1 pseudogene is annotated in these 402 nt (G+C 68.9%); it reads left to right on the top strand.

Features of this window, described 5'->3' with window-relative positions:
* Positions 1-60 precede the first annotated feature (60 nt).
* Positions 61-402, top strand: a pseudogene (locus EN850_RS33910) (ABC transporter permease); the annotation flags it as partial.

The raw sequence follows: 402 nt of genomic DNA on the forward strand, positions 1-402 counted from the left end.
GGTCAATCTGTGCGCGGACGTGCTCTATATGCTCCTGAACCCCAGACTGAGGCGCAGCTGATGGCTACTCCATTGCAGGTCCGCTCCGCTGCCAATGCCGGCGTGCCGCCGCGGCGCACCCACCGTGCTCTGGCTCGCTTCATGCGCAACCGCGCGGCGGTCTTCGGCGCGTTGCTGGTGGCGCTCGTCGTGGCGGCGGCGCTGTTCGCACCGTGGCTCACTCCTTACGATCCGGTTCAGGCGAGCTTCATGACCGTGCGTCAGGCGCCCTCCGCCACTCACTGGTTCGGCACCGACGAGCTCGGTCGCGACGTGCTGAGCCGGCTGCTGTTCGGTGCACGTGCGTCGCTGCTCGCGGGCGTGGTCTCGGTGGGCATCGCGGTCGTGCTCGGTGTGCCGCTC

Source organism: Mesorhizobium sp. M8A.F.Ca.ET.207.01.1.1, from assembly GCF_004794715.1.
In the GTDB taxonomy this organism is placed as follows: Bacteria; Pseudomonadota; Alphaproteobacteria; order Rhizobiales; family Rhizobiaceae; genus Mesorhizobium.